Here is a 17,288-nt window from a genome sequence, read left to right on the forward strand (position 1 = left end):
ACCAACCCCCACGACTCGACAACCCGAACCACTCCCCACCACCTGGGGCGACGTCGAGTCGTGGATCGAGGTCCCGAATCCGAGCCAACCTGCACGACTCGACAGCGCGAGCTGCCGCCCGCCACCTGGGGTGAGGGTCGGTACGGGCGGGTCCTTCATCGGCCGAGCCAGCCTGAGCGCGCGCGGTCAGCTCAGTTTCGGAGAGTTTGTAACGCCGAGCGGGCTCTCAGCGATTTAGGACCAGACCGTATGTGGTCTTTCCCGCCCTGTCGAGGCCCTTGGGGGTTTGTGGTGTTCAGTAAGCGTTTGCTGCGGCTGGTGGTGCCCGCGGCGATGATCGCGGGTGGCGTGGTCGTCGTCACCGGGTCGAGCGGTTCGGCGGCCGAGCCGCGCCTGTACCGGCCGCCGTTCGCGGCGGGGAAGCAGAAGGCGGAGTACGACGCGCACTCCGTGATGGTGAAGTTCAAGCCGAAGGCGACGGCCGCGAACCGCCGGGCCGCGGTCTCGCGGTACGGCGCGAAGACCGACGACTCGGTGTCCTCGAACGCCGTGGAACTGACCAGCGACCTGCCGGCGCCGGAGCTGCTGAAGAAGGTCAAGGCCGACCCGACCGTCGAGCTGGCCTCGCTGAACTACAAGCGCCACATCTCGGCCGTCCCGAACGACGAGTACTACGCGTCCGACCAGAAGGCGTACCTGAACACGGTCCGCGTCCCGCAGGCGTGGGACCTGTCGAAGTCGACCGGCAGCCAGATCGTCGCGGTCCTCGACACCGGCGTGGACGCCGGCCACCCGGACCTCGTCGGCCACCTGGTCCCCGGCTACAACGCCGTCTCCAGCACCCGGCCGAACCCGGTCGACGACCACGGCCACGGCACCATGACGCTCGGCATCATCGCCGCCGCCGCGAACAACGCCATCGGCGTCGCGGGCGTCGGCTGGAACGTGAAGGCGATGCCGGTCAAGGTCCTCGACTCCACCGGCTCCGGGTACGACGCCACCATCGCCAAGGGCATCGACTGGGCGGCCGCGCACGGCGCCAAGGTGATCAACATGTCCCTCGGCGGCCCCGATGACAACCCGGTCCTGCACGACGCGGTCGCCCGCGCGTACGCCAACGGCGTGACGATCGTCGCGGCCGCCGGCAACGACGGGGACGGCACCGTGCAGTACCCGGCCTCCTACCCCGAGGTGATCTCGGTGGCCGCGACCGACGCGAGCGGCACCCTCACCGACTTCAGCTCGTACGGCGACTGGGTGGACGTCGCCGCGCCGGGCGTGGACATCCTGTCCACCGGTTCGCGGGCGCTGACGCCGCCCGGGTACGAGCCGTACTGGTACTGCACCGGCACGTCCTGCTCCGCGCCGATCGTCGCGGGCATCGCGGCGCTGGTGAAGAACAAGTGGCCGGCGTTCACCCCCGCCCAGGTCGCGCAGCGGGTCGAGAACCTCGCCCGCGACGCCGGCCCGCGCGGCATCGACCCGTACTACGGCCACGGCATCGTCGACGCGTACGCCGCCCTCGGCGGCAAGTGGGCGCCCGACTTCCCGGTCGCCGCCCCCGACGGCAACGACCAGCCGGCCCGCGCCACCCCGATCTCGCTCGGAACGGTCAGCGGCACGATCAACACCGAAGGCGAGACCGACTGGTACAAGGTGTCCTCGGACGCGGCCCGCAACCTCACGTTCAGCGTGACCGGCCCCGAGTTCAACGAGGACAAGTACCTGACGAACATCGGTCCGCGGCTCCTCGTCGTCGACTCCAACCTCACCGCGGTCGCTGGTGACGTGAAGGCCTACCCGGACTTCGACCCGAAAACCGGGCTTCCGATCTGGGGGCCGCTCACGGTGAGCGTCGGCGCCGCCGTCCAAGCAGGTGACACGTACATTGCCGTCCGCAACGACAACGGTTCGCGCGACACCCGGCCGTACACGCTGACCGTCAGCGAAGCCACGGGCCGTTCCTCCGGCGTGCAGTACACCTACCCGGTCCGGGACGTGAGCCCGGCCGATCTCGGTGTCGGTGCACCGCTGACCAGCACACCGACCGTCACCTTCGCCGCTGACATGGATCCGGCCCTGATCACCTCGGACACGGTGTTCCTGCAGAACGGGAAGACCGGCGCCGTGGTGCCGGGCACGGTCGCGTACGACGCCACCACCCGGAGGGCGACCATCACGCCGAACGCGCCGCTCGTCGAGGCCACGCCGTACCGGATCACGGTCACGCTCGGGGCGTTCGCCGCCAACACGCGGGACTCCGGGTGGAGCAGCGTGTTCTCGACGGTTGACCTGACTCCGCAGAAGCTGACCACGTTCACCGGCAGCGGCGCCTACCTGGCGGCCAACCTGGCGTGGACGATTCCGCCGACGCCGGACCTCGACCAGGTGATCGTACGGCGGAACGTCGGGAGCAAGGCGCCGACGCCGACGACCGGGACCCTGGTGTATGCGGGCACGGGTACCTCGGTGAAGAACACCGGGCTCGCGCAGAACACGACGTACACGTACGGCGCCTGGGTGCTCGACCGGACCGGGCACTACAGCCCGATCGCGGTGAAGCAGCTGCTCGGGATGAAGTCCGGGATCGCGACCACGTCGACGCTGGTCAACTACGGCGGCTCGATCACGATCAAGGGCAGCACCCTGCGGATCGACAACAAGGCGTACGCCGGGCTGCCGGTGAACGTGTACGTCCGTCCGAAGACGTCCTCGAAGTTCACGCTGCTCGCGGCGCTGAAGACGACCTCGACCGGAACGCTGGCCGTGGTCACCAAGCCGGCCGTGTCGTCGGTCTACATGCTGACGTTCCCCGGCAACGCCGACCTGATGGGCACCCGGACCGCCGACATCACCGTCCAGGTGGCGCCGACGATCTCCGCGGTGCTCTCCCCGACCGCGATCAAGCTCGGCAAGAGCACCGCGATCAGCGGCTACGTCGCCCCGGCCCACGCGGGCAAGCCGGTCTACCTCCAGCAGTACGGCAACAAGGTCTGGAAGTCGATCGCCTCGGTGAAACTCAGCACCTCCGGCAAGTACGCGTTCGGCATCAGGCCGGCCACCCGCGGCAAGATCGCCTACCGCATCTGGTTCCCCGCCGACACCGACCACGCCACGGCCTACTCCGCAACCAAGATCGTCACCATCAGCTGACACCCCTGGCTGGGGAGGATCTTGCACCCGATCCGGGCAGAGATCCTCCCCAACCGGTGCTACTTCAGCTCGACGGTCCAAGGCCCGCTGCGGAGGACGGTCCAGTCCGCGGTCGGGGTGAGGGCCACGGAGTACTCCGTGTAGAGCTGGTAGATGCCGGGCGTGAGTGGGGCCTGGGTGGTCCCGCAGTGCTGGAGCGGGACCGGAATGCCGAGCGTCTCACTGGCGCCGGCAGCCAGTTTCAGGTGGATCGCGTTGGCGGCGATTGCCCCGGTCGTTCCGACCACAGTGCCGTTCTTGACGACGATCACTCGCACAGCACTCGCGGTGGAACCCTCGACGGCGTTCCTGGAGTGGTTGGTCAGTACGCCGGTCACCCGGCCGTACGCGCCTTCGCCAGTGATCGGTTGCTCGGCGATGGTCACCCCGAGCGGCGCCTCCGCCGGGTGCTGACCGGTGAGAGCCGCACCGCAGGCCGTCGGGAACGGCACCGGGGCCGTCGCCGGCGTCGCGACCGGGGCGTCGCCGGGGCGGGGTGCCCAGACGACTACGGACACCACCGCGGCTGTGGTCACTGCGACGCCGGCGGCTGCGAGCCGGGCGGTCCGCGTACGACGCCGGCGGACGCGCCGTACGACCGAGTCCTCGGCAAGGTCGACCGTCTCGCTCGCCTCAGCGGCTGCGGTACGTAGTAGCTCCCGTAGATCCTTCGAGGTCATCGCACTGTCTCCTCACTCGTGCCGAGCAGCCCGGCGAGTTTCGCTTTCGCGTCGGACAGGTGGCGCTTCACGGTTCCTTCGGCGCACCCGAGTTGGTCGGCGATCTCGGGGACGGTGAGGTCCTCGTAGTACCGCAGGACGACACATGCCCGCTGTTTCGGTGCCAGCGTGCCGAGTGCACGCCGTACTTCGTCCGCGACGGCGAACCTGTCGTCTTCGTGCACCGGCGGGTCGACGAGCAGATGCCGGGTCGCGTTCCACCGCAGCAAACGCCGGTGCCCGTCGACGTACTGGTTGAGCATCGAGCGCCGGACGTACCCCTCGAGCTGGTCGACGTCTCCACCCCTCCGCAACCGCCCCAGCACCCGGACCAGCGCGTCCTGCACCAGGTCGCTCGCCGTGGTCGCGTCGCCGGTCAGCAGGTACGCGTACGCGCGCAACGCGGCACCCCGCGCCACCAGCAACTCCCGCAGGTCCTGCTCCCAGCCGGCCATCGCCACCACCCCTTCTCCACACCCAGGACGATCGGCAGGGCCGAAACGTTGAGTCGGCGTTCCTGTACTTGTTAGTACAGTGAGGGGGTGGAGACGGTGGAGCGGTTGGTTCGGGCGGCTCAGGAGTTGTTGTGGGAGCGGGGGTACGTCGGGACCTCGCCGAAGGCCATCCAGCGTGCCGCGGAGGCCGGGCAGGGCAGCATGTACCACCACTTCACGGGCAAGGCGGAGCTGGCGAAGGCCGCGATCGAGAGGTCGGGGGCCGAGCTGAGGGCCGCGGCCGACGAGCAGCTCGGTGACGGCGGTACGGCGACTGCCCGGATCAGGGACTACCTCGGGCGGGAGCGCGAGGTGCTCCGCGGCTGCCGGGTCGGCAGGCTGACGGCGGACCCGGACGTGATGGCGGATCCGGGGCTGCGGGCACCGGTCGCGGAGACGTTCGAGTGGTTACGCGGGCGACTGGCCGAAGTGGTTGCTGAGGGCAAGCGTGACGGTGAGTACCCGGAGTCGCTCGATCCGGAGCGGACCGCGGCGACGATCGCGGCCGTACTGCAGGGTGGTTATGTGCTCGCCCGCGCGGCCGGCTCGCGCGAACCGTTCGACCTTGCCGTCAAGGGATTGATCGATCTACTGGAGGCGATATGAAGATCGGTGCGGTGTTTCCGCAGCTCGAGATCGGGGCGGATCCGGCGGTGGTCCGCGAGTGGACGACGACGGTGGAGGCGGCCGGGTACAGCCACGTGCTCGCGTACGACCACGTGCTCGGCGCGGACCCGGCGAACCGGCCGGGCTGGACCGGGTACACCGACAAGTCCTTGTTCCATGAGGTTTTCGTGCTGTTCGGCTACATGGCCGCGATCACGACGACGCTCGAGCTGGTGACCGGCGTACTCGTCCTCCCGCAACGGCAGACCGCGCTGGTCGCGAAGCAGGCCGCCGAGGTCGACGTACTGAGCGGCGGCCGGCTGCGGCTCGGTGTCGGCATCGGGTGGAACCAGGTCGAGTACGACGCGCTCGGCGTACCGTTCGAGAAGCGCGGCGCCCGGCTGAGCGAGCAGGTGGAGCTGTTGCGGAAGCTGTGGGCCGAGCCGGTGATCTCGTACGACGGGAAGTTCGATCACGTCGACGAAGCCGGCCTGAATCCGCTGCCCGGACGGCAGATCCCGGTGTGGTTCGGTGGCGGGGCGGATGCCGTACTGCGCCGTACCGGGCGGATCGGCGACGGCTGGATGCCGCAGTCCGAGCCGGACGAGCATGCGCGCGAGCAGATCGCGACGATCCGGCGCGCGGCCGAAGAGGCCGGCCGGGATCCGGAGTCGATCGGCATCGAGGCGCGGCTGTCGCTGAACGCCGTACCCGAGCAGGATTGGCGCGCGTACGTCGACCGGTGGCGCGAGCTCGGCGCCACCCATCTCTGCGTCAACACGATGAACCTGGGCCTGACCGGGCCGCGAGAGCACGCCCGCGTACTGCGGGACGTCCTACCGCGGTTGACCTAGGACGCGATCGAGGAGTCGGTCGAGCAGCCGTAGGGCGTGGAGTACCTCGAGTTGGTCGAGCAGCATCTCCGCCTGCAGGCCGAACGCGAACGCGATCAGCAGTTCGGCGTCCGCAAACGCGTCGTCGGAGCGGGTCGACGGGTCCGCTTCCAGGATCGAGGCGAGCAGTGACTCCAGGGCGGGGTCCGCGGTGCGCGCCACCTCCTGCAACTGTGGATCGGTGAGGAACCGGACGAAGTACGCCGACTGGACGACGTACCGCCGGCGCCGGTCCTCGTCGAGTGGCAGCAGTTCCATCAGTACGGCGCGAGCCAGTTCGCGGGCGGGTATGTCGTTGCCGAGGGCCTCGATGCGTTGCTGGGCGGCCGCTTCGGCCTCTTCGTTGAGGATCTCCAGGGCGGCCAGCAGGAGGGCCGTGCGGTTGCCGAAGTAGTACTGCACCAGGCGCATCGAGACACCGGCTTCGTCGGCGACCTGCCGCAGCGTGACGGCCTCCAGCCCCTCCCGCGCGGCCAGCTGCCACACCGCCTCGGCGATCTGGCGCCGCCGGCGTGCCTTGTTCTCGTCGCTTGCCACCGCACTCCTCACATTTGATGCGATCGTACCAAGACGTGTTATGGTGCGATCGCATCAAAATCTCGGAGGGGAGTACCTCATGTGGACCGGCGTACTGGTGGCTGCGATGGTCGTGCTCGCGATCGGCGGGCAGGGCGCCATCCGCCTGCTGATCGACCACGACAACCGCGGCCTGATGAACTGGGTGCCCGGCGGCTTCACCGGCGCACTGCTCGCCGACCTCGCCCTGGTCGCAATCGGCCTGGCCGCCGGCGCCGTGGCCGGCGCCCGCCGCCGCGAAGAACCCTCCGAATGAACCTCCACCAAGCAACCGCTACCGCGGCAGCCGTCATCAGCGTGAAGGTTGTGGGCTAGTGGCGGTTGGCGGTTGAGCCTCGGATGGCCAGGGGGCAGGGGAGGGTGACCGTTTGGGTTGGGCGGTCCGGGTCGGTGATGCGGTCGCGGAGGAGCTGGATGCCGGTTTCGACGATCCCGTGGACGGGCTGTTCGACCGTGGTCAGGTCGAATGCTTCCCAGGCGGCCATCTCGGTGTTGTCGAAGCCGACCACCCAGACGTCGTCGGGGACGCGGGCGCCGGAGGCCCTGGCACCGTCCAGGACGCCGAACGCGAGCAGGTCCGTGACGGTGTAGATCGCCGTCGGCGGCTTCTTCCGGGAGAGCAGCTTGATCGCGGCCGCGTGTCCGGCGGAGTGCGGGACGTCCACCGAGACCACGTTGCCGGGCTTGATCTTCACGCCGGCGTCGGCGAGCGCCGCCCGGAAGCCGAGGTCGCGGTCGCGGGACGTGTTCCCGGTGTGGGTCAGCGTCACCAGGCCGATGTCCGTGTGGCCGTGGTCGACCAGGTACCGGCCGGCGTCGTACGCGCCCTGGTAGTTGTCGCCGACGACCTGGTCGCAGTCCAGCCCGTCGATCCCGCGGTGCAGCAGTACGGTCGGCGTCCCGGAGGCGAGCGCCATCGTGTGCATCTTCGAGTCGTACGTCGCGGACGTGAGCAGGAAGCCGTCGACGAGCCGTTGCTGCAGCACCTCGGCGACCGCCTCTTCCGGGTCGTGCTCGATGTTCCACAGGATCATGTGCTGGCCCATCGAGCTCAGCACCCGGCCGATCTCGTCCAGCAGCTCGGCGTGGAACGGGCTGGTCACCCGGGTCATGAACACGCCGATGGTGTCGGTCCGCCCGGTCTTCATCGCCCGGGCCAGCGCGTTCGGCGTGTAGTTCGCGTCCTTCAGCACCTGCAGGACCCGTGCCCGGGTCTCGGCGTTCACCTTCGGGTTGTTGGTCAGCACTCGCGACACGGTCGCCTGCGACACCCCGGCCAGGCGTGCCAGATCGCGGCTCGTCGGTGGTCGTGACATCGTCCGCCTCCCCTCGTCCTCGGATTCCAGGATGTGAACCCTACTCAAGAGTGTCCGCCTGAGCCGTTGACCGCGCCGAACGAGCTGTGTATACGTATTCAATGTCTGAGTGTATACGTATTCATCCCTCTGTGGATGGGAGATTCCGGTGCAGACACATATCCCCTCTCTGGACCGCCGCAGGTTCCTCGCCGGACTAGGGGGAGTCACGGCGGGACTCACGGCCGCCGGGCTTCTGGCCGGCTGTGGTGGCAACGGCAACGCGAGCGGTGGCAGCAAGAACAGCCTGACTTTCCTGAACTGGGAGCAGGTGAAGGGCAACCCGCTGGAGCAGGCGATCCAGGCGTTCGAGAAGCAGTCCGGGACGCACGTGACGATCCAGCCCGCGGTCACCCAGGAGTACGACACCAAGATGCGCACCCTGATCGCCGGCGGCAGCCCGCCGGACGTGATGCGGATCAACGACGACTTCGTCCGCGGCTTCTCCGAGCAGGGAGCGCTGCTCGACCTGCAGCCGTACATCGACAAGGACAAGCTCGACACGTCCCAGTTCGCCAAGGAGACGTTCGACTTCCCGAAGCAGCCGGACGGCTCGCACACCGCGTGGGTGCTCGGGTACGAGCCGCGGCTGATCTTCTACAACGTCGACCTGTTCAAAGCTGCCGGCGTACCGCTGCCGCCGACCACCTGGTCTTCGGAGGGCTGGACGTGGTCCGACTTCGAGGCGAAAGCGAAGAAGCTGACCAACCCGGCGAAGCAGCAGTACGGCGCGCTCGTCTACCTGGACACCGGTTACGAGCAGACGTTCACGGTGAACCACGGCAGCCAGACGGGCATCTTCTCCAAGGACGGCACCCAGTTCACGCTGTCCGACCAGAAGGAGTCCGAGGCGCTGCAGTGGGCGACGGACCTGACCTGCAAGGACAAGGTGCAGCCGCCGTGGTCCGCGCTGCAGCAGAACAACGTGCAGAACCAGATGTTCGCGCAGGGCAAGATCGCGATGATGTTCGCGACCTTCGGCACCGTGCCGTACCTGCGGCAGACGATCAAGGACTTCACCTGGGACGTCGCTCCACCGCCTGGTGACGTGGAGCAGAAGACCGAGTCGAGTGTGATCGTGTTCTGCATCCCGAAAAAGGCGAAGAACCCGGACGCGGCCTGGAACCTGCTGAAGTACCTGGCCAGTGAGGACGGCGGCAAGATCCTGCTCCAGGGCGGCGCCTTCACGCCGATCAACCTGAAGGCCGCGGCCGCCCTGGCCCCGAACGGGAAGGCGCCCGCGCACATCGGTCTGTTCGCCGAGGCGGCCAAGCACCTGACCGCGACCAACCAGACCAAGAACACGATCGGCGCCCGCGAGCTGTACCGGCCCGCGCTGGACACGGCCTACAACTGCGAGAAACCGGTCGCCGACGTTCTCCAAGGCGTCAAATCACAGGTGGAGAACGCCTTGAAGGGTTGATGTCGATGGCAACCATCACGATGACGCGCGACACTTCTGGCGCCGTCAACACCGCCGACGTACGCCGGGCCCGCCGCAGGCAGAACCTCACCGGCTGGCTGTTCATCAGCCCGATCGTGGTCGGGGTGGTGGCGTTCCAGTTCTTCCCGATCCTGGTCTCGGTCGGCGCCTCGCTGACTGACTGGAACGGTATCTCGGCACCGAGGTTCGTCGGGCTGAAGAACTTCACCGAGATGTTCTCCGACGACCCGTTGTTCCTGCAGACGTTCAAGAACACGGTCTACTTCACGCTCGCGAGCATTCCGCTGACGATCGGCATCGGCCTGGTGCTGGCGATGCTGTGTGCCCGGCCGATCCGTGGCGTCGCGTTCTTCCGGACCGCGTACTTCGCGCCGTACGTCACGAACGTGGTGGCGATCGGGTTCGTCTGGTTCTGGTTCTTCCAGCCGGACAACGGCGTGATCAACGGGTTGCTCGGGCAGCTCGGGATCCACGGCCCGCAATGGCTGTCGAGCTCGAGCTGGGCGATGCCGGCGGTGATCATGGTCAGTGTCTGGCAGGGCATCGGCTACCCGATGATCATCCTGCTCGCGGGGCTGCAAGGATTGCCGAACGAGTTCTACGAGTCGGCGAAGATCGACGGTGCGGGCAACTGGCAACGGTTCCGGTTCATCACGTTGCCGCTGCTCACCCCGCACTTCCTGTTCCTGCTGATCACGCAGTTCATCTCGTCGTTCCAGGTGTTCGGCCTGATCTACGTGATGACCAAGGGCGGACCCGGCCACGCCACCAGCGTCTACATCTACAACATCTATCAGAACGCGTTCAGCTACGGGAAGGTCGGCTACGCCTCGGCGATGGCGTGGATCCTGTTCGTGGTGATCGCGGCCGTCACCTTCCTGCAGTGGAAGCTGCAGAAGAGGTGGGTGTTCTATTCATGAGAATCGTCGGAAAGACTTCGCAGTACGTCGTGATGTCGTTGTTCGCGGTGGCCTTCCTGGCGCCGCTGGTCTGGATGATCAGCGCATCGCTGCGACCCGAGGCGAAGGTGCTCAGTTCGCCGCCGAAATTCCTGCCCACGGACACTCAGTGGAGCAACTACGGCGACGTGTTCCAGCTGATCCCGGTGTTCCTGTGGAACAGCGTGAAACTCGCCGGGCTGAACGTGATCGGCATTCTGATCGTCGCCTCGATGGCCGGCTACGCCTTTGCCCGGTTGAAGTTCGCCGGCCGGGACATCGCGTTCATGGTGCTGCTCGCCACGTCGATCATCCCGGGCATCGCGTACCTGATCCCGCAGTACATCGTCTTCCAGCACATCGGCTGGGTGGACACGCAGTACCCGCTGTGGGTGCCGAAGGTGCTCACGCCGGTGTTCGCGACCTTCCTCATGCGGCAGTCGTTCCTGACCATTCCGGGCGAGCTCGAGGACGCCGGCAAGATCGACGGTGCGTCCACGTTCGGGATCTATTGGCGGATCATGCTGCCGCAGACCAAACCGGCGCTCGCCGCGATCGGGGTCTTCACCTTCCTCGAATCGTGGAACGACCTGTTCGGTCCGTTGATCTACATCACGTCCGAGAACCTGCAGACCCTGCCGGTGGCACTGGCCCAGTTCCAGGGCGAGTACTTCACCAAGATCAGTCTGCTGATGGCAGGCGCGACGATCTCCGTCGTACCGGTCATCGCTGTCTTCCTTTTCGCTCAGCGCTATTTCATCCAAGGCATCACGATGACAGGAATGAAGGGGTGAGCATCGTGCCCGATCGGGTCGTTGCCATGCAGATCGGAGCCATCTCGTTCGTCGACGAAGGCGTCGACCGGACGCTCGACATCCTGGCCGAACGCGGCGCGGTGAACGCGCTGTTCCTGGCCACGCCGACCTGGACCCGGGGGACCGGCGGCCGGCAGATCCCGGGGCACCCGATCCCGGACCACGGCGGCCAGGAATACGACCTCGGGTGGGTCGGCGGGAACTACGCCACGCCGCACCCGGAGTACTACGGAAACACGGTGCTCGGCGCGGCCGGAAACGCGCCGGAAAATCCGGAATTCGACTTGCTGGGCGACGTGATCCCGAAGGCGCGCGAGCGGGGTATGCAGTCGTTCGCGTGGATGGAGGAGAGCGGCGGCGCGCGCCAGCTGCGGACCTACCCGAACTTCGCGAAGGTACTCGAGGTGGACGCCTGGGGCCGGCCAGGGCGACGGCCGTGCTTCAACAACCCCGACTACCGGAACTGGCATCTCGGGTTCGTCGAGGACTACCTGCAGAGCTACGAGCTGGACGGTCTCGCCTGGTGCTCGGAGCGTCCCGGCCCGCTGAACATGCTGATGCAAGGCACGGTCGACGTTGCCGAGATCGGTTGCTTCTGCCCGCACTGCCGCGCGTTCGCCCGCGAGCGCGGGATCGACGTGAACCGGGCGATGCAGGGTTACCGCGAGCTCATCGACTGGAACCAGCGGATCGGCGCCGGTGAGCGGCCCGTGGACGGCGCGTTCGTGACGTTCTGGCGGATCCTGCTGAACTTCCCCGAAGTACTCGCGTGGCAGACGCTGTGGACCGAGAGCCAGCGGCAGCTGTACCGGGACATCTACGGCGTCACGAAAGCGATTTCCCCCGAGGTCCAGGTCGGCTGGCACGTCTACCACAACATCTCGTTCAGCCCGTTCTATCGCGCCGACCAGGACTACGCCGAGATGGCGAAGTTCTCGGACTTCATCAAGGTCGTGATCTACAACAACTGCGCCGGGCCGCGGTTCTTCACCTGGGTGAAGAGCATCTGCGGCGCACTGTTCGCCGACGCCGAGCCGGAGGACGTGTACCCGTTGATGATGAAGCTGCTGCAGCTCGACGAGGGCGACTACGAGAAGCTTCCGCAGAGCGGGTTCAGTGCGGAGTACGTACGGCGAGAGACCGCGCGCGCCGTCGCGGGCGTCGGCGGGCAGAGCAGGATCTACCCGGGCATCGACATCGACATCCCGGTCGGTGTCGCGAAGCAGCGCGGGCTGGAGTCGCCGCGGGACCTCGGGACCAAGATCAACTGGGACGACAACGAGGGCGAGCTGACCCGGTGCACGCGGGAGTCGGTACGGGACGCCACGCTGGCGGCATTCGCCGGCGGCGCCGAGGGCGTCGTACTGAGCCGGAAATACTCGGAAATGCTGCTGGACAACCTTTCCGGTGCCGGTGACGCGGTACGAGGAATCGCGTGAAGCCCTGGTATCGCAGGACCTTGCGCTGGGCACAGACGAACCTCACCGAGAAGGACCCGGCCCGGTACGACGCCGACTGGTGGCGCGCGCAGTGGCGGCGGACCAAGGTGCAGGGCGTGATCGTCAACGCCGGCGGGATCGTGGCGTACTACCCGAGCAAGTTCGAACTGCAGCACCGCGCGGAGTACCTCGGCGACCGTGACCTGTACGGCGAGATCGTCGACCTGGCGAAGCAGGACGGGCTCACGGTGCTGGCCCGGATGGACTCGAACCGGGCGCACCAGCCGCTGTACGACGCGCACCCGGACTGGTTCGCGATCGATGCCGACGGCAACCCCTACCGGGCCGGCGAGTTGTACGTCGCCTGCGTGACCGGCCCGTACTACCAGGAGTTCCTGACCGGGATCCTCGAGGAGATCATCGAGCGGACCGCGCCGGACGGGCTGACCGACAACAGCTGGAGCGGGCTCGGGCGGGACTCGATCTGCTACTGCCCGAACTGCCGGGACAGCTTCGGCCAGGACCTGCCGCGGGCGGTCGACTGGGCGGACTCGGCGTACAAGCAGTGGATCCGCTGGAGTTACCAGCGGCGGCTCGACGTGTGGGACCTGAACAACGCGGTGACCACCAAGGCGGGCGGGCCGGACTGTCTGTGGATCGGGATGAACGGTGGTGATGTCGTTGCCCAGAGCAAGCGGTTGCGGGACGACGTGGAGATCTGCGAGCGGGCCCGGATCTTCATGCTGGACTCGCAGTGGCGGCACGACGAGTCGGGGTTCCAGGCGAACGCGGATTCCGGGAAACGGCTACACGGGTTGCTGGGCTGGGACGCCCTGATTCCGGAGAGTACGGCGATGTACGACGCGGGGACGCCCACGTTCCGGCTCGGGAGCAAGCCGGAGCCGGAGGCGCGGCTGTGGGCGATCGAGGGGTGGGCCGGCGGCATCCAGCCGTGGTGGCATCACATCGGGTCGGTGCACGAGGACCGGCGGCAGTACGCGACGGCGCAGCCGCTGTTCGAGTGGCACGCGGCGCACGAGGAGTACCTGATCGATCGGGAGCCGGTCGCCACGGTCGGACTGCTGTGGAGCCAGCGCAGTGTGGACTTCCACGGGAAGGACGATCCGGTGGAAGTCAGCCAGCTGCCCTACCGGGGGTGGGTCGATGCGCTGGTCAGAGCGCGGATCCCGTACCTGCCAACTACTCGTGTAGATGAGCGGTTCGAGGTCCTGGTCGTGCCGAACGTGGGCGTGCTGACGGACGAGCAGCTCGACCAGCTGCAGGCCTACAAGGGCAGGCTTGTCGTGACTGGGGAATCGGGGCTCTACGACGAGTGGGGCGATCGCCGGGATCGTTGGGCGCTCGGTGAGCTGGTCGGCGTACGGCACCAGGGAAAGCGGTTCGGGGACGGCACGGTGACCGACTGGGAGAACTACGACTCGCACAGCTACCTGCGCATCGAGGACCGGTCCGTGTTCGACGGTGACACCGACGTGTTGCCGTTCGGTGGGCAGTTGGAGGTCGTCGAGGCCGAGAACCCGGCGCTGACCTGGATCCCGCCGTTCCCGATCTACCCGCCGGAGAAGTCCTGGATGGAGGAGCCGCGGACCGACGTACCGGCGCTGGTGCTCGGCGAGCGGACGGCGTACCTGGCGGCCGACCTCGACCGGTTGTACGCGAAGCACCATCATCCGGACCACGGCCGGCTGCTGGCGAATCTGGTACGCCACGACGGTATCCCGTTGCGTGTCGACGGCCCCGGCGTACTGGACTGCCAGCTGTACCGGCAGGGGGACCGGCACATCCTGCACCTGGTCAACCTCGACCAGGGCGGCGCCTGGCGTGGGCGTCTGGAGGAGTTCACGCCGGCCGGCCCGTTCGCGGTGTCGCTCAGGGTGAGCGCGTCCCGGGCACGGCTGCTCGTCTCACACCAGGAGGTGGACGTGCAGCAGCGGGACGGCTGGATTACGGTGTTGGTATACCGGATAACGGATCACGAAGTCGTAGTTCTGGATTAAGGAGCCCCTAGTGTCAGTCGACGTCACCGGCCCGCTGCACGAGCGGTACGACGAGATTCTCAGCGAGCGGGCGCTCAGCCTGATCGAGACGCTGCACCGGTCGTACGACGCCCGCCGGCGCGAGCTGCTCGGGAAGCGCGCGGAGCGGATCGCCGCGATCGCGGCCGGTACGGAGCTGGGGTTCCTCCCGGAAACACAGCAGATCCGCGACGACCCGCAGTGGCGGGTGGCGCCGCCGGCGCCGGGGATCGTCGACCGCCGGGTCGAGATCACCGGGCCGACCGACCGGAAGATGACGATCAACGCGCTGAACTCGGGCGCCAAGGTCTGGCTGGCCGACCAGGAGGACGCGAACACGCCGACCTGGGAGAACGTCGTCGGCGGCCAGCTGAACCTGCTGGACGCGATCACCCGGAAGATCGACTTCAGCACCGGCACCAAGAGCTACGCGCTGAAGCCGGACGACGAGCTCGCGACGATCGTCGTCCGGCCGCGCGGCTGGCACCTGCCGGAGAAGCACATCCTGGTCGACGGCGAGGAGACGTCCGGCTCGCTGGTGGACTTCGCGCTGTACTTCGCGGCCTGCGCGCAGCTGCAGCTCGACCGCGGCCAGGGCCCGTACTTCTACCTGCCGAAGATGGAGTCGCACCTCGAGGCGCGGCTGTGGAACGACGTGTTCGTCACCGCGCAGGAGGCGCTCGGGATCCCGCGCGGCACGATCCGGGCGACGGTACTGATCGAGACCTATCCGGCGGCGTTCGAGATGGAGGAGATCCTCTACGAGCTCCGCGAGCACTCGGCCGGCCTGAACGCGGGCCGCTGGGACTACATGTTCAGCGTGATCAAGACCCACCGCACCAGCGGTACGGCGTTCCAGCTGCCGGACCGCAACAGCGTGACGATGACCGTGCCGTTCATGCGCGCGTACACCGAGCTGCTGGTGCGGACCTGCCACAAGCGCGGCGCGCACGCGATCGGCGGCATGGCGGCGTTCATCCCGAGCAAGGACCCGGCGGTGAACGAGCAGGCCTTCGCGAAGGTGCAGGCCGACAAGACCCGCGAGGCCGGCGACGGCTTCGACGGCTCGTGGGTCGCGCACCCGGGGATGGTCGAGACCTGCCGGAAGGTCTTCGACTCGGTCCTCGGTGACCGCCCGAACCAGATCGACAAGCTCCGCGAGGACGTGACGGTGACCGCCGAGCAACTGCTCGACGTCGCGTCCACGCCCGGCGAGGTGACCGAGGCCGGCCTGCGGAACAACGTCAGCGTCGCGCTGCAGTACCTGGCCGTCTGGCTGGACGGCACCGGCGCGGTCGGCATCTTCAACCTGATGGAGGACGCGGCCACCGCCGAGATCTCGCGGTCCCAGATCTGGCAGTGGCGCCGCAACCAGGTCACGCTGGACACCGGCGACACCGTCAGTACCGAGCTGGTCGAGCGGATCGCCGACGAGGAGATCGCCAAGCTCGGCGACCCGGCCCGGTACACCGCCGCCCGCTCGCTGTTCCTGGAGGTCGCGCTGGCCGACGAGTACGTCGACTTCCTGACGCTGCCGGCGTACGAACGCTTCAGCTGACCCACCTTCGACGGTGTACACGCCTTCACCGCAGGAAGTCGCGGTCGCGTTCGGCCTGGGCGCACCCGACGGTGAGTTGGTCCATCACCGGCGCGGAGATACGGATGCCTGGCGGCTGGAGACCACGACCGGCAGTTACTTCGTGAAGGGGTACTTTCCGGCGACGGGCGGCCAGTTCAACGGCGCGGAGCTGACCGATCAGCTGGCGGTGGCGATCGAGTTCGAGCGGTTGGCGCTCGAGGCCGGGGTGGACATGCCGGAGCCGGTGCCGCCGATCGATCCGGTCCTTGGGTGGCTGGCCCGGATCGAAGACCGGCTGTTCCGGGTCCACCGCTGGGTCGAGCACGGGCCCGCCGCGGACGTCGCGGTGTGGCTCGGCCGGACGATGCTGCAGGTGCACCGGCTGCGGCCGATCGGCCGCAGCGCGTTGCCTCCGTGGTGGCGGGACGCGGTCCGCTCGCCTGCCACCTGGGAGGCCTGGTCGGCGAAGGCGGTCGGCCATCCTTGGGCGGCGCTCTACCGGGAGATCCTTTCGCAGCTGGTCGAAGCCGCGGAACGCGTCGCCTCGTTGTGCGAGGCGGTTCCCGACCTGGTGACGACGCACGGCGACTTCAAGCCGCACAACATCGTCAGCTCGGCGTCCGGTCCGGTCCTGGTGGACTGGGACAGCGTCCGCACCGACAGCGCGGCGCTGGAGGCGGCTCGGGTCGCCTACATCTTCGGCGCCGGCGATCGGGATCGGGTCGCGCGCATTCTAGCCGCGTACGGCGACTCCGGGGGCGAACTCGGTTGGGCAGGTCAGGACCTCTTCCTCAGCGTGGTCAGGAATCAGCTGCAGGTCCTCGGCGAGCATCTTCAGGTCGCCCTCGGCGAGACGCAGGCCGCCCGGTGGATGGGAGACCGGGCGGCGATCGAGATCGCCATCGGCAACAGCCTGCGGGAGCTGCCGGGGCGGATCGGCGAACTGCGCCGGCTCGCGTCCGGGATCGGTGCCGGTTAGCGCGGCGGGTCGACGTTCACGGTCGGGATCCCGCCGCCGGCCCGCGCGATGATCGCCAGCGACGGCTCGGCGCCCGGGTTGCAACGCCGGTACGTGCACGAAGTCGCCGGCCACCGCGTCCAGGTACTCGTCGGAGCCGTCGAACTCCAGCCGGAGGACCCCGGACACGATGTACAGGCTGCTCTCGTTCTTGTCGTGGTGGTGCCAGCCGGAGATGATGCCG

The 17,288-nt window shown here is 67.9% G+C and carries 16 protein-coding genes; 11 read left to right on the forward strand and 5 right to left on the reverse strand.

Annotated features, from left to right (window positions below; genetic code table 11):
* The first annotated feature begins 291 nt into the window (after positions 1 to 291).
* Positions 292 to 3,153, forward strand: coding sequence for a S8 family serine peptidase (locus tag VFF46_RS37550; RefSeq protein WP_325042030.1), 2,862 nt, complete (start codon positions 292 to 294; stop codon positions 3,151 to 3,153).
* 59 nt (positions 3,154 to 3,212) lie between these two features.
* On the opposite strand, the gene VFF46_RS37555 is transcribed toward VFF46_RS37550, so the two are convergent.
* On the reverse strand, positions 3,213 to 3,872 hold the full coding sequence (locus VFF46_RS37555) for a hypothetical protein (RefSeq protein WP_325042031.1): 660 nt from the start codon (positions 3,870 to 3,872) through the stop codon (positions 3,213 to 3,215).
* Positions 3,869 to 4,366 carry a SigE family RNA polymerase sigma factor gene (locus tag VFF46_RS37560; protein ID WP_325042032.1) on the reverse strand — a complete coding sequence of 166 codons (498 nt, stop codon included), beginning with the start codon at positions 4,364 to 4,366 and terminating at the stop codon, positions 3,869 to 3,871. Before VFF46_RS37560 ends, VFF46_RS37555 begins: the two co-directional genes overlap by 4 nt.
* Positions 4,367 to 4,453: 87 nt before the next feature.
* Between VFF46_RS37560 and VFF46_RS37565 the strand changes: the two genes are divergently transcribed.
* Entirely contained in the window at positions 4,454 to 5,011 is a 558-nt protein-coding gene (locus VFF46_RS37565; protein WP_325042033.1) for a TetR/AcrR family transcriptional regulator, read from the forward strand.
* The gene (locus VFF46_RS37570) at positions 5,008 to 5,865 is read left to right on the forward strand and encodes an LLM class F420-dependent oxidoreductase (RefSeq protein WP_325042034.1); all 858 of its coding nucleotides are present in this window, start codon (positions 5,008 to 5,010) and stop codon (positions 5,863 to 5,865) included. Before VFF46_RS37565 ends, VFF46_RS37570 begins: the two co-directional genes overlap by 4 nt.
* Here the strand turns inward: VFF46_RS37570 and VFF46_RS37575 are convergent.
* Positions 5,848 to 6,441 (reverse strand): TetR/AcrR family transcriptional regulator, encoded by a 594-nt coding sequence (locus VFF46_RS37575; RefSeq protein ID WP_325042035.1) that lies wholly within the window; start codon positions 6,439 to 6,441, stop codon positions 5,848 to 5,850. The two genes, VFF46_RS37570 and VFF46_RS37575, sit on opposite strands and share 18 nt — an antisense overlap.
* 79 nt (positions 6,442 to 6,520) lie before the next feature.
* Between VFF46_RS37575 and VFF46_RS37580 the strand changes: the two genes are divergently transcribed.
* Complete coding sequence (locus VFF46_RS37580; protein WP_325042036.1) at positions 6,521 to 6,736, forward strand: hypothetical protein; 216 nt, start codon at positions 6,521 to 6,523, stop codon at positions 6,734 to 6,736.
* Between the two features lie 55 nt (positions 6,737 to 6,791).
* On the opposite strand, the gene VFF46_RS37585 is transcribed toward VFF46_RS37580, so the two are convergent.
* Positions 6,792 to 7,796: a LacI family DNA-binding transcriptional regulator gene (locus tag VFF46_RS37585; RefSeq protein WP_325042037.1), complete on the reverse strand. Its 1,005-nt coding sequence runs from the start codon at positions 7,794 to 7,796 to the stop codon at positions 6,792 to 6,794.
* Positions 7,797 to 7,944: 148 nt separating this feature from the next.
* On the opposite strand from VFF46_RS37585, the gene VFF46_RS37590 reads away from it, so the two are divergent.
* Genes VFF46_RS37590 through VFF46_RS37620 form a run of 7 tightly spaced genes read left to right on the forward strand, consistent with a single transcriptional unit; the run spans position 7,945 to position 17,065 of the window.
* Positions 7,945 to 9,258, forward strand: coding sequence for a sugar ABC transporter substrate-binding protein (locus tag VFF46_RS37590; protein ID WP_325042038.1), 1,314 nt, complete (start codon positions 7,945 to 7,947; stop codon positions 9,256 to 9,258).
* 5 nt (positions 9,259 to 9,263) lie between these two features.
* Positions 9,264 to 10,199 carry a sugar ABC transporter permease gene (locus tag VFF46_RS37595; RefSeq protein ID WP_325042039.1) on the forward strand — a complete coding sequence of 312 codons (936 nt, stop codon included), beginning with the start codon at positions 9,264 to 9,266 and terminating at the stop codon, positions 10,197 to 10,199.
* The gene (locus VFF46_RS37600; protein WP_325042040.1) at positions 10,196 to 11,011 is read left to right on the forward strand and encodes a carbohydrate ABC transporter permease; all 816 of its coding nucleotides are present in this window, start codon (positions 10,196 to 10,198) and stop codon (positions 11,009 to 11,011) included. The genes VFF46_RS37595 and VFF46_RS37600 overlap by 4 nt, the downstream gene beginning before the upstream one ends.
* Before the next feature lie 5 nt (positions 11,012 to 11,016).
* Positions 11,017 to 12,471, forward strand: a complete 1,455-nt coding sequence (locus VFF46_RS37605) for a hypothetical protein (protein WP_325042041.1) — start codon at positions 11,017 to 11,019, stop codon at positions 12,469 to 12,471.
* Complete coding sequence (locus VFF46_RS37610; RefSeq protein WP_325042042.1) at positions 12,468 to 14,489, forward strand: alpha-amylase family protein; 2,022 nt, start codon at positions 12,468 to 12,470, stop codon at positions 14,487 to 14,489. The genes VFF46_RS37605 and VFF46_RS37610 overlap by 4 nt, the downstream gene beginning before the upstream one ends.
* Before the next feature lie 10 nt (positions 14,490 to 14,499).
* A complete protein-coding gene (aceB, locus tag VFF46_RS37615; protein WP_325042043.1) occupies positions 14,500 to 16,065 on the forward strand; it encodes a malate synthase A in 1,566 nt (521 codons plus the stop codon).
* A gap of 13 nt (positions 16,066 to 16,078) precedes the next feature.
* On the forward strand, positions 16,079 to 17,065 hold the full coding sequence (locus tag VFF46_RS37620; protein WP_325042044.1) for an aminoglycoside phosphotransferase family protein: 987 nt from the start codon (positions 16,079 to 16,081) through the stop codon (positions 17,063 to 17,065).
* Here the strand turns inward: VFF46_RS37620 and VFF46_RS37625 are convergent.
* The coding region (locus VFF46_RS37625) for a hypothetical protein (RefSeq protein ID WP_325042045.1) at positions 17,062 to 17,288 on the reverse strand (227 nt) is incomplete at its 5' end. The two genes, VFF46_RS37620 and VFF46_RS37625, sit on opposite strands and share 4 nt — an antisense overlap.

Source organism: Kribbella sp., from assembly GCF_035655035.1.
GTDB lineage: Bacteria > Actinomycetota > Actinomycetes > Propionibacteriales > Kribbellaceae > Kribbella.